Raw genomic sequence first — 11,614 nt, 5'->3', positions numbered from 1 at the left:
ATGCGCGATTTACTGGTAGCAGCCATCATCTTCGGCTCCATCCCGTTTATCTTCAAACGGCCCTTTATCGGTGCTCTGATGTGGTGCTGGATCAGTTATATGGTGCCGCATCGCCTCGGCTGGGGCTTCGCCCAAACTCTGCCCGCGGCCCTGTTGATAGCAGTCTGTTTACTGACGGCCTACCTGTTCAGCAAGGAACCCAAGAAAGTCCCCTGGACCCCGGTTACCGTCACACTGGTGCTGTTTCTTCTGTGGATGTGCGTCACCACGCTGGTTGCGCCGCCATCCGAACTGAAGATGATCCGGTTCGAAAAGGTGATGAAGATCCAGCTGATCACGCTGATTATTCTAGCGATGTTGACCACCCGTGAACGGATCGAGCAGGCGCTCTGGGTGGTGGCCCTGAGTATCGGCTTCTTTGGATTCAAGGGGGGGATTTTTACCATTCAGACCGGCGGCGGCGGAACGGTCTGGGGGCCACCCGGCGGTTTCTTTTCCGGCAACAACGAGCTGGGACTGACCCTGCTGGTGATCGTCCCGGTTCTGTTCTATCTGATGAGCCAGACCCAAAATCGCTGGATCCGCTATGGCTTGATGGCCACCATCGCTCTGTCGACCATATCGACCCTCGGTACCCAGTCCCGGGGGGCGCTGGTAGCCGCGACGGCGGTGGGTGTCTTCCTATGGCTCAAGAGCCAGAAAAAGCTCCAGATCTCCATCGTCTTCGCGATCTTTATCCCGGTCGCGCTGTCGCTGATGCCGCAGTCCTGGTACGACCGCATGGATACGATTCTGGAGGACAAGGTTGAAGATTACGACGGCTCGGTACAGGGCCGGCTGAATGCCTGGCAGATGGCCTTCAACCTGGCCAAAGATAATGTGTTCGGTGGCGGTTTCCACGCCACCAATCGACAGAATTTCATCCTCTACGCACCTGATCCACTCGATTTCCATGATTCCCACAGTATCTATTTCCAGATATTGGGACAGCACGGATTCATCGGCTTGGCCCTGTTCCTGCTATTGGGCCTGTTGTCCTGGCGCACGGCCAGTCGAATCATCAAGCAATCCAAGCTGCACGAGGATCTGCAGTGGGCCGGCAATCTGGCCCGTATGCTCCAATGTAGCCTGATCGCTTTCGCCACCGGCGGCACCTTCTTGGGGCTGGCTTATTTTGACCTGCCCTACCACATCATCATCACCCTGGTGGCGGTTGAGCAATTGGTTAAGGTACGCACGGAGCCAAAATCGACTAGTTTTATACAACGGCCCCAGCAACAGGCATTAAGGGATTCGAATCAGAATATGGAGCATCGTGCATGAACCCCTCACCCAGTCGCTCCTGGTATACCCGCCTGGCTTCGCGCCTGCTGTTTCCGCTGCACGAACGGCTCAAGCAGCATCACAGCACCCCGTTGCTGGAAGCATTGGAACAGAGTCAGTGGCTTGCGCCCGAACAGCTGCAGCAACTGCAGAACCAAAACCTGCGCCAGTTCATCGAACATCTGCAGCAACATAACCCCTACTACTCCGCCCTACTGGCCGAACGGGGGCTGGACCGAGACAGCTTCCGAACAGTGGCCGATCTGGCAAAGCTGCCATTACTGACCAAAACCGAAATCCGGGCGCACCAGCAGCAGTTGCTGTGCGATATCGATGGCAAGCGCATCAAATACAACACCGGGGGGTCCAGTGGTGAACCCTTGATCTTTTATATGGGTATGGATCGGGTCAGTCACGATGTCGCGGCGAAGTGGCGGGCAACGCGCTGGTGGGATGTTGATATCGGGGATACCGAAGCCGTTATCTGGGGTTCGCCGATCGAATTGGGTAAACAGGACCGGATCAAACAGTGGCGCGACAGGCTCTTCCGCTCCTATCTGATCCCGGCCTTCGATCTCAGGCCGGAACGAATTCGCGCCTATCTGGAGCAACTGGTGCGCTTGCGCCCCAAGATGGTGTTCGGCTACCCGTCGGTCATTTCCCAGCTTGCTCTTGCTGCCGAACAGCAGCAGATTCCGTTGAGTCAGCTCGGCGTCAAAGTCGTATTCACAACCTCTGAGATGCTCTACCAACACCAGCGGGAACAGATCGAACGGCTATTCGGAGCCCCTGTCGCCAACGGCTATGGGGCCCGGGATGCCGGCTTTATCGCCCACCAGTGCCCCCAGGGTTCGTTGCATATCAGCAGCGAACATATCGTGGTAGAGATCCTGGATGAGCAGGGATCGCCATGCCCGCCGGGTCAGGAGGGTGAGATCGTCGTGACCCACCTGGCCACCAGGGGTTTCCCGTTCGTTCGCTATCGAACCGGCGATATGGGCACCTTATCCGACCAACCTTGCAGCTGTGGCCGTGGTCTGCCAGTCCTGAAAGAGGTCAAGGGGAGGTCGACCGATTTTATCTGTGCCACCGATGGTGCCAAGGTCCATGCCTTAGCCCTGATCTATATTCTGCGGGAGATCAACGGCATTGAGCAGTTCAAGATCATTCAACACCAGGACGACATGACCGAAGTGCAGATCCGGACCAACAGCCAATTCAGTCAAGCGGCGTTGGAGACCATTTCCAAGGCCATGCAACAGCGTCTGGGGAGTGATATGAAGATCCGGATCAGCGAGGTGGAGCAATTCGAAACGGGCAGCAACGGTAAATTCCGTTATGTCGAGGATCGTCGCACACCGGCTCCCAAGGTTCCCGAACCAGCCACCCATGCCAGTGAAAGTACCGTCTGATGCCAAATAGCTTCTCGCTCTATCTGGATATCGTGCGTTTCAGCGCCGCCTTTTTGGTATTCCTTTACCATTCACGCAATATCTACGGCTATGAAAGCCTCGTCTTTAAGCTGGGCCACGAGGCCGTGGTTATTTTCTTTGTGATGTCGGGTTTCATCATCGCCTATTGCTTCGATACCAAAGAAAAGAAACTGTCGGACTTTGTCATCAACCGCGCCTCAAGAATCTATTCCGTTGCCATCCCGGCACTCTGCCTGACCCTATTACTGGACATGAGCGGGGCGGCCATCAATCCGGCCGCTTACGGTGACTTCTTTGACCTGCCCTGGCTCCGCTTCCTATCCAGTCTGCTGTTTACCAACGAGATCTGGTTTATCTCGATCCAGTCATTCAGCAATGTCCCCTACTGGTCGATCAACTATGAGGTCTGGTACTACATCAGCTTTGCCGCCGCCTTCTATTTCAAACGGCCACTGTTATTGCTCACGCTGATCGCCCTGCTGCTTGGCCCCAAGATCGTTCTGCTGGCTCCTTTCTGGTGGATCGGCGTCTGGATCTATAACCGTAACCCACTGGCCTCCTTACCCACCTGGCTCAATACCCTGTTGTTCGGCTGCTCGTTGATCGGTTTCTATCTGTTTGTCGCCAATGGAACCTCGTACGCCGGCTGGAATCTGCTCGAAAGCTGGCTTGGCAAAGAGTATTTCCGGGAGCTGGCCTTCTCCCGCTATGTGATTTCCGACTACCTGCTGGCCCTGATCATCTCATTAAATTTCGCATCAGCCCGGGTCCTGGCGGCGAATATCGAGATCAACGAGAATCGCGTCACTCACTTTATCCGTACGTTTGCCAACCTGACCTTCGCGCTTTATCTGATGCATCAGCCGTTGCTGAACTTTTTTGATGCGGTATTGGCAGAGTACAGCCTCGATCCGAAACTCCACCATCTGCTGGTTAGCGGGATCACCTTTATCCTGATCGTAGCGATCGGCAGTAAAATCGAGAACACCAAGTATCTGTACCGGCGCTTCTTCCGATCCGTACACCAGCGCCTGAACAGCCTCTCCGGGACGATCAAAGCCAAGCCCAGCCGGGTGGAGCCAAACTGATGAGCCACTGCATGGATGTTTACCTGACCGTCGATACCGAAGCCTCTATCGCCGGCTGCTTTTCAAATCCGGAGCGCTTTCAACCGCTGCTATCCGAACCGGTAGATGGGCTGGTACAAGGGCGCAGTCAGGCGTTGGGTTTTCTGTTACAGACCCTGCAACAGTCGGGCTTACGTGCCACTTTTTTCACCGAGACCCTGCAGAGCCGCTATTTCGGCCACGAACCGATGCGCCTACGTGCAGAACAGATTCTTGAGGCCAATCAGGATCTGCAGCTACATGTACACCCTTGCTGGCGAAACTTTACCGATGGCAAGGTGGTAAAAACCGAACCGGATGATCACAGCACCGGACGGAGTGTCGACGAGTTGGAGGCAATATTTGCCGAAGCGATCGAACGTTTCGAGGCCTGGAGCCTGGGTTCGCCGGTGGCCGTGCGCACCGGAAATTTCTCCGCCGGTCGTGACACCTTCCAAGCCCTGAAGCGGGTTGGCATCAAAGCGTCATCCAACATCTCGGTTCCCACCTGCCCGCCGGCAGATACCGGGTTACACCACCTGTACGGCTATCAACAGATCGAAGGCGTACTGGAAGTCCCGTTAAGCGCGTTCAACAGTTTCAGTGTCAAAGGCAGCAAGGTGCTACGACCGCTGGCACTCACCGCTTGCTCCAGTGCGGAACTGATCAGTGTAATCGAGCAGGCCCACCAGAAGGGCTTCGAGATGCTCTGCCTGATCACTCACCCGTTTGAGTTTATCAATAGGGATTCCTACCGCTTCGATAATATGCGCCCCAACCCGGTTAATCAGCAGCGGCTAACCGAGCTCTGCGACTTTCTTGCATCCAACCGAGACCGGTTCAATGTCACCACCTTCGGCGAGCTCGATCCGCTGCGACCGCCCTCACCGACGCTATCGGATTCAACATTGAGTGGCAGTTACCTGGCGATGCTGCACCGTACCGCGCAGAACTACTACACCGATCATTTCCGCTAGGACGCATCAATGGACAGGGTTATCGTGCTGGGGACCGACTCCCCGATTGGGTTAGGTGTCATCCGTGATCTGGGAAGAAACGGCTATGAAGTTGTCGGCATCGGAAGCCATCTACGCTCTCTTGGACTGATGTCCAAATACTGTTCCGAAGCCCACGTCAGGAAACGCCAGCCCGAAGAACTGATCAACCAGTTGGTCGACATCGCCCAAGCACGTCCCGACGACAAGACCTTTCTGCTCAGTATCGGCGAATCCGATATCAACCTGATCAACCGACACCGGCAACGGCTAAGTCAGCATTTGCAGTTGCTCGATCCGGATCAGCCGCAGATGGATAAGGTTCTCGACAAGCAAACCACCCTGGACGCAGCCGCCGGCGTGGGCATCCAAACCCCAATGTCGATCCAGCTCCAACAGCTGGAGCAGCTCGACAAACTTCAACCACAGCTGAAATTTCCGGTCATTCTGAAGTGGTCCAACCCTCATTTAGTCGCGCAACAGCTGCAGCAACAGGGACTCAGTCTGCTGAAACTGGAATATTGCAGCAGTTATTCGGAGTTGAAGAGCGCACTACAGCGCTACCAACCACTGCAACACTATCCGCTGATCCAACAATATTGTCCGGGCCACGGTCTGGGTCAGTTTTTCCTTTGTCGTGATGGTGAATCACTGGTTGAGTTTCAGCACGAGAGAATCAACGAATGGCCCCCGGAGGGTGGGTCTTCGACGCTGTGCCAGGCACTGCCGCCCAGCGAACACGCCCAAGCGATGGCGCGTTCACGCCAGCTGTTGAAATCCCTGAACTGGAATGGCGTCGCTATGGTCGAGTACCGCTACGATCCATCCAGCGGTGACTACTGGCTGATGGAGATCAACGGTCGCTTCTGGGGTAGCTTTCCGTTGGCAAGCGGTTCAAATATCGGTTTTGCGACCAATCTGGTCGAAGCGATCGGTCATGGACAATCGCCGCGGACCTTCAATCCCCGATACGATCTGAAGAGCCGCTATATGATTCCGGAATTAAAACGCATCGCCAGAATTGTGCTGCAGCCGGATCAGATTGCGGACCCCTTCACTCGCTTCTCCAAGACTCAAGAGCTGGCGCTCTTCATCAGTCGTTGGTTTGATCCCCGCTGCCGTTTTTATGTGTTCGAGTGGACCGATCCACAGCCTTTCCTGAGCGATATGCGCCAAGCGGCTGCAAAAATATTGAAGCGCCTCAAGCCCGGCTCTGCTTGATCTGCTGAACCACGGCAGCGACAGCACTCTCAATCACCCGGTAGCAACTGTGAAAGTAGCCCTCGGAGAGATGGTGAGGATCATAAATTAACGGATAAGCCGGTGAAGCCCATAAGCCGAGCAGCGTAATCTGGGTCTGTTTTCCCCGTAACGCTTGCGTCAGTTTGGGAATATGGCGATCTTCCATCACCAGAAACAGGTCTCCATCCTGAACCTCAAAGTCACTCAGGTCGGTGGCTCGATGATCCGTCAGGTCCGTACCGCGGGCTTTGGCGACAAAGCGGGCGCAATCATTGGCAGGAGCCCCGGTCGTGGTGGCATAACCGATCGAAACCACCTGTCCGGGAAGTTCCGCTTCGGCCAGGAAATGGCCATAGGGGGAGCGGCAGATGTTTCCTTGGCAGACAAACACCAAACGTTTTACCCCTGTCCAGTCCACCTGCTGATAGGGCTGATAATGTCCCAGACGCCATTTGATATGGTCCAACACAAGTCTCACCAGACCACGATGGGTCCCAAACTTGTCATTCAAATTCTGCAGCATTGAGAGCCGTCTCCGCTAACTCGTTAGTTATTCCCTGCCGGACCAATATACCGTTTCGCAACCACCAGGTTATCAATAAACAGGTGCTGCTCTGATGACGGCCTAGAGCCACCTCCATGGTAGAAATCGAACCAGACTTTCTCGACTTTTAGTGCCTCGGTATCCCGAAACCTTAGATTGTCCAATGACATCACCAGCCGACCATCTACCCAGGCTTTCAACTCGCCATCGTTGTTCCCTGGGCTATTGAGCTTTATAAACTGCTCGATGCTGTACCAACGTTCTTTCTCAAGCAGGCTTTCAAAGCTGCTCCACGAACGCTGCTCACCATACACATTGGCATGGTCCACATGGTAGATATAGTTGCCAATCGGTGTTTTGCCCCGATGCGGCCCTTTGTCGACCGTACTCAGGAACATGCCCCGCGCCGACCAGCCGTTATAACCGTCAGGGCGTCGACCGCCCCAGCCGGCACGATCGTAGGTACCACTGAATCCCGGGAATTTACCGCCGCCTCGATCTGAATTCCAGTCATTCCCCAAACGTAGATAATAACGAAAGTACATCGACTCGGGTTCTTCACCCATCAGAGTCTTCAACCGGAGCGCCATGCTGATAGCGGTATGGGCACGAGGTGAAAACATGATCGACAGTCCAGAACCGTCAAAGGGTGCAAAACCGGTCGAATTCTCGCTTTCGACGGTCTCGACACCGAGCGGATCTCGAACATCCACCCAGGGCTTATCCGGCGTATCATTGAATCGATCCGTGTAGACCACATCCGGATGTCGCTCAATCCCCTGGTCCCTGACAAAAGCAGCCGCCAATCCCTGCTCGACTATTCCCGATCGGGGCACACCGACATCGTAAACCTCGACCCGGTTGTCCCCGTACTGCTTGGGGTGGGTCGACATATACAACTCTGCCCTGGCCAGTTGTTCAGAGGTCAGCGTCTGCGGCAGGGGGAAATACAGCAGACCATGCTCGGAAGGTCCAACCCGAATAAACTTGTCACCTCCCATGGCTTGACGTGTTCCCCGGCTCAGATAGGTATCCGCCGACGTTTCAACCATCTTTTCCTCACCGGAGTTCAAACTCAACACCAAAAGCGGACTGTATAGTGACTCGCCTTCCCGACTTAAAAAGATGGTCCGCCCTTTCTCGCCGGGCGCATTTTTCAACAGCATTCCCTGGTTTCGACTTGGATCATCGAGCCAGCTTTTCACCAGCTCCGTCACGTTCCAATTGAGAAACTGCTGCCGGTCCAGGTCTGCAACCTTAAGGCTGGCCCAAGCGTTACTGCCTCCGTACTCCCCGTTCGCATCGACCCAGTCCCCCAGTTCCTGTTGCCATCTGATCCGTAACGTTTTGCTGGCAAAGACCCGGGTCGCCTGTTCATCCCATACCAACTGATCGTTTCCGCCCCAGGCGACTGTACCGGTGAAGCAGAAAAGCAGCAGAATCTGTATAAGTTTCATGAATTAACTCTTGCCAAAGGCGCGTTTGATTCGACGCTTCAAATAGCGCTGATCAATCTGATGCAGGATCTGTTTAAGCAGGAACCGGATGCTGTGGGGGTCATAGCGCCGGTAGCAGTCTTCAAGCGCGGTCAATAACTCCGGATCCGTCCCCATCTTTTTCAAGGTCGCTATATTCTCTGTCAGATGGGCCATCACCCCCTTGCCATTGATCTGCAGTCGACGGACCGCAGACAGATCCAGGGGTTCCTGAAAGGTTTCTACCAGCTCCAGAGTCCCGGCGATTCGTAGACTGACCATCGTCCGGATACACTTTTCACAATGCCCACAGTTATAGACATGCTCATCATCGATCGCACAAACACGCAGATTTCTCTGCACTGCCGGTGAATCAGCGATGGCCAACACCTTATCGATCCGGCGTACTTCGCTGCCGTCATGGACGATTGACAGCGTTGTCGAGCTCCACAACGGATCCGTCAACGGGTGGCTCCCCCATCGAAACAGATCATCGTAACAATTTGAGGAAGGGACGATTGCTCGATTCAGGTGCCCATCCAACAGCAGTGCGACACTCGACAACAACGCACCATGGGCGATTGAGCCAAAACCGACATAGGCATCGGTAAACTCTTTAACGTTGGTACGAACCGGTATCACCCGCTTCGAGAACTGCTCGCCCACCAGTTGGATACGGCGCAACATGCGCCGGAACCGCTGGCTTTGCCCTAAAGGAATATCAAATCCGTGCACCACCAGCAGGCTGTCGATTTCGGGTTCATTCTTTATCAGGCTATAGAATGAATCCACCCCACCGGAAAAAAACAGCGCGGTTCGGTCCGGCGTTGATACGCGAGAACCAACCATTTCGGGGGCGCTGATTTCGACCTTTTGCAACTGCGGATACCAGCAGTGAAAGATATCCATCAGACGTTCAACATTGGCCAGCAGCTGCCTATCAATCGGCTGGTTAAGCTTTAGCCCCCGGCCGGATTTCATCGCGGGAAACAACAATGCCGGTAATAACGCACTGCCGTTCAGCTCTACCGTCTCAGCATATTCGGCGGGGAACTCATACCAGAGCTGCTGCGGCCCGCCGCCATCCTCAACGGATACGCTGGCGCAGATCCTGACAACATCGTTGTCAGTTGTTTTTTCGATAGTCTGCAATTCCATCTGCCGCTTACCTCTTACACTGTGTTATCGAGTAAGAACTGCTTTTAAGCGCGGCGCCCACAGGCGCTCTATATAGCGATTGATCCAGTAAGCAAATAGCAGCATCGCTGCAGTAACCAAGACAAATCCTATGTAACGATTCGCCGGCGTGACATAGTCCACCAACAGGGTTTCGCCGATCAACGCATGAATCAAATATAGCGGATAAGTCAAAACACCCAGTCTTGCCAGTTGGCGGTAGTTACCCGGCAACCGACGCAGCGCAACCAGAAAGAACAACCCAAACAGAGAGACCAGGATTCCGACGGCTATCACCGGGTCGTAATCCACCCCGGATAGCCGCTCCTTGAGTAGCACATACCAATAGCCATGCCGTACCGCTTCCCATAGACAGAGTCCCAACAGCGCTAATCGATAGACACTCAGTCCCTGTTTGCGGATCAGGTAGAAGGTTGCCCCGGCAATGAAATAGTAAGACCAGCTGGCAATCAGCAATGTCTTCAGCCAGGCCGGGAACGGGAGGTAATCGCTGGCAATGGTTAACCCCAGCCACACGCCTAGGAACAGGTTGAGCCGACGAATCAAACCGGTCTGGATTAACACCAGCACGATCAGATAAAACTGCATCTCGACAATCAATGTCCAGAACACGGAGCTGACATGGGGTGCCCCGAACCAGCTATGAAACATCGTCAAGTTCAGCAAAAAGTCGGCAAACGTCGGCTTATAGTCGTGCACCGGCCATAGGGTGGCGAAGGCAAAAATAACCACCGTACAAAACCAGTAGGCCGGATAGAGCCTGACGATTCGAGAGACCGCAAAGCCCCAGGCATTCCGACCATCGGCGGACATCAGAATGACGAAGCCGCTGATCATAAAGAAGGCGTCGACACCAAGATAACCGTACTTGGAGAAACCGCTCAGCAATGGGTAAGCAAGGTATCCACTACCGTCAAGATTCCAAACCCGGAAGACGTAGTGAAATAGCAGTACGGCAAAGGCGGCTACAAACCTGAGAAAATCCAGTTCGTAGTAACGCTCCCTTTCCATCGATCTCCCCTATCTCTGGCCAGCATTAAGAAAATGTAGCGCACGATCAATCGTAACACGGCTGTTTTTTGCCATTTCCACGGTTTTATCAACCAGCGGTTGGCGGGTTTGCTCCCGCTGCTCCAGCATCACCTGACACTGCGACAACAACGCCTCCGCTTCCATCTGCTGCACCGGCACTACCCAGTCTCCCTTACCGTACCAAGCCAACAGGCCGGACATCTTGGCGCGGTAATACTCACCGGTGAACAGCGCCAGCACGGGAATTCCCAGTTTCAAGGCGAAAACAATAAAGTGATAAGAGATTCCGATTGCCACATCGCATTGTCGAGTGAGATACAGCGCCTCTCGGGGATCCTCGGTTTTATGTATCACTACATCCTTGAGCTCACCGTCGGTGATGATCGAATCGACCAACCCCTCTTCCCACGGCCGCCAGGTTTCGAAGATATAGAAATGGATCTGCCAGCCCAGTTGGTTTGAGGCCAACGATAAAAAACGGGTAAAGGCTTCTACCCGTTGCTCCAGATTCGGGGTAAAGGGAGAGATCCGAAAATTCACCCCCAGTTTCACCGGCGCATCGGTCTGGCCCGTCTGTTCCACCTGGCGCTCCGGCAGCGACATGGCATCGTCGCCCACCGCCTTGCCCTGACCAATTTCGACACCGAGCTGTTGCAGCAACTGCTCGCTGCCCTCCACATCCCTGAACGTAATGGTATCCAAACGGGGAACCACCAGTTTGACCAGAAAACGCGATAGCCAACTATCGAAAGGCCCGAACCCCTGCCCCGACATAATCACGGGTTTACCGGCCAACGTGGCAAACCAAGCCATGACCAGATTGCTGCGTGCTTCCAGGCGGCCGACATCGGTGATATAGCCGCCGCCACAAAAAAACACCACCTGGGAGGTGCTGATGGCACGGGCCAACTCGGCCTCCATAAAGCGCCAGCCCGGATCCCAGTTAAACAGGCGCTTGAGCATTATCAGCAGTAAAACCAACAACGAATCCAGGCAGTAGAACAGGTATTGCAACGGTTTTAGCCACCGCGCTTTCGTGCCAAGACGCTGCTCCACAGCCCCCCAGCGACTAAAACAGTGGCTCAGGTAGGGATAGCGCTGCAGATCAAACTCTTCGACCATAAAGTCGAGCGTATGCGGACCGACCAGCAAACGGGCCTCGGGAGAACCTTCGCGCAACTGGCGAATCACATTCAGCGCCATCGCCCGGTCACCGATATTTCCGCGTCCGCCCATATTGATCAGCATCGCCTGCGGTTGTGCCATC

The 11,614-nt window shown here is 54.6% G+C and carries 10 protein-coding genes; 5 read left to right on the top strand and 5 right to left on the bottom strand.

The features are described from left to right. The 5 genes from ACO05M_RS11445 to ACO05M_RS11425 are packed head-to-tail and all read left to right on the top strand — an operon-like array spanning nucleotide 1 to nucleotide 6,078. On the top strand, nucleotides 1-1,323 hold the full coding sequence (locus ACO05M_RS11445) for a putative O-glycosylation ligase, exosortase A system-associated (protein WP_421862726.1): 1,323 nt from the start codon (nucleotides 1-3) through the stop codon (nucleotides 1,321-1,323). Further along, nucleotides 1,320-2,735, top strand: a complete 1,416-nt coding sequence (locus ACO05M_RS11440) for a phenylacetate--CoA ligase family protein (protein ID WP_421862724.1) — start codon at nucleotides 1,320-1,322, stop codon at nucleotides 2,733-2,735. Before ACO05M_RS11445 ends, ACO05M_RS11440 begins: the two co-directional genes overlap by 4 nt. Next, nucleotides 2,735-3,844, top strand: a complete 1,110-nt coding sequence (locus ACO05M_RS11435) for an acyltransferase family protein (protein ID WP_421862721.1) — start codon at nucleotides 2,735-2,737, stop codon at nucleotides 3,842-3,844. Before ACO05M_RS11440 ends, ACO05M_RS11435 begins: the two co-directional genes overlap by 1 nt. Continuing rightward, complete coding sequence (locus ACO05M_RS11430) at nucleotides 3,844-4,839, top strand: hypothetical protein (RefSeq protein ID WP_421862718.1); 996 nt, start codon at nucleotides 3,844-3,846, stop codon at nucleotides 4,837-4,839. The genes ACO05M_RS11435 and ACO05M_RS11430 overlap by 1 nt, the downstream gene beginning before the upstream one ends. 9 nt (nucleotides 4,840-4,848) lie before the next feature. Next, a complete protein-coding gene (locus ACO05M_RS11425; protein ID WP_421862716.1) occupies nucleotides 4,849-6,078 on the top strand; it encodes a hypothetical protein in 1,230 nt (409 codons plus the stop codon). Here ACO05M_RS11425 and ACO05M_RS11420 read toward each other — a convergent pair. Genes ACO05M_RS11420 through ACO05M_RS11400 form a run of 5 tightly spaced genes read right to left on the bottom strand, consistent with a single transcriptional unit; the run spans nucleotide 6,059 to nucleotide 11,613 of the window. Beyond that, the gene (locus ACO05M_RS11420; protein ID WP_421862714.1) at nucleotides 6,059-6,622 is read right to left on the bottom strand and encodes a hypothetical protein; all 564 of its coding nucleotides are present in this window, start codon (nucleotides 6,620-6,622) and stop codon (nucleotides 6,059-6,061) included. The two genes, ACO05M_RS11425 and ACO05M_RS11420, sit on opposite strands and share 20 nt — an antisense overlap. 23 nt (nucleotides 6,623-6,645) lie before the next feature. Beyond that, complete coding sequence (locus ACO05M_RS11415) at nucleotides 6,646-8,100, bottom strand: polysaccharide lyase (RefSeq protein ID WP_421862711.1); 1,455 nt, start codon at nucleotides 8,098-8,100, stop codon at nucleotides 6,646-6,648. A gap of 3 nt (nucleotides 8,101-8,103) precedes the next feature. Beyond that, nucleotides 8,104-9,276: a hypothetical protein gene (locus ACO05M_RS11410; protein WP_421862709.1), complete on the bottom strand. Its 1,173-nt coding sequence runs from the start codon at nucleotides 9,274-9,276 to the stop codon at nucleotides 8,104-8,106. 24 nt (nucleotides 9,277-9,300) lie between these two features. Next, nucleotides 9,301-10,326 (bottom strand): acyltransferase family protein, encoded by a 1,026-nt coding sequence (locus ACO05M_RS11405; RefSeq protein WP_421862706.1) that lies wholly within the window; start codon nucleotides 10,324-10,326, stop codon nucleotides 9,301-9,303. Nucleotides 10,327-10,335: 9 nt separating this feature from the next. Beyond that, the gene (locus ACO05M_RS11400) at nucleotides 10,336-11,613 is read right to left on the bottom strand and encodes a polysaccharide pyruvyl transferase family protein (protein WP_421862703.1); all 1,278 of its coding nucleotides are present in this window, start codon (nucleotides 11,611-11,613) and stop codon (nucleotides 10,336-10,338) included. Between the last annotated feature and the right edge of the window lies 1 nt (nucleotide 11,614).

The sequence above is a fragment of the Motiliproteus sp. genome, from assembly GCF_965230735.1.
Taxonomy (GTDB): domain Bacteria; phylum Pseudomonadota; class Gammaproteobacteria; order Pseudomonadales; family Balneatricaceae; genus Motiliproteus.
Note: the sequence above shows the minus strand (reverse complement) of the source record. Positions and strands in the feature narration are given on the sequence as shown.

Bases quoted from the DNA above. Each gene is read 5' to 3' on its own strand.
- ACO05M_RS11445 (WP_421862726.1), top strand. From the start codon at position 1: ATGCGCGATTTACTGGTAGCAGCCATCATCTTCGGCTCCATCCCGTTT.
- ACO05M_RS11440 (WP_421862724.1), top strand. From the start codon at position 1,320: ATGAACCCCTCACCCAGTCGCTCCTGGTATACCCGCCTGGCTTCGCGC.
- ACO05M_RS11435 (WP_421862721.1), top strand. From the start codon at position 2,735: ATGCCAAATAGCTTCTCGCTCTATCTGGATATCGTGCGTTTCAGCGCC.
- ACO05M_RS11430 (WP_421862718.1), top strand. From the start codon at position 3,844: ATGAGCCACTGCATGGATGTTTACCTGACCGTCGATACCGAAGCCTCT.
- ACO05M_RS11425 (WP_421862716.1), top strand. From the start codon at position 4,849: ATGGACAGGGTTATCGTGCTGGGGACCGACTCCCCGATTGGGTTAGGT.
- ACO05M_RS11420 (WP_421862714.1), bottom strand. From the start codon at position 6,622: ATGCTGCAGAATTTGAATGACAAGTTTGGGACCCATCGTGGTCTGGTG.
- ACO05M_RS11415 (WP_421862711.1), bottom strand. From the start codon at position 8,100: ATGAAACTTATACAGATTCTGCTGCTTTTCTGCTTCACCGGTACAGTC.
- ACO05M_RS11410 (WP_421862709.1), bottom strand. From the start codon at position 9,276: ATGGAATTGCAGACTATCGAAAAAACAACTGACAACGATGTTGTCAGG.
- ACO05M_RS11405 (WP_421862706.1), bottom strand. From the start codon at position 10,326: ATGGAAAGGGAGCGTTACTACGAACTGGATTTTCTCAGGTTTGTAGCC.
- ACO05M_RS11400 (WP_421862703.1), bottom strand. From the start codon at position 11,613: ATGGCACAACCGCAGGCGATGCTGATCAATATGGGCGGACGCGGAAAT.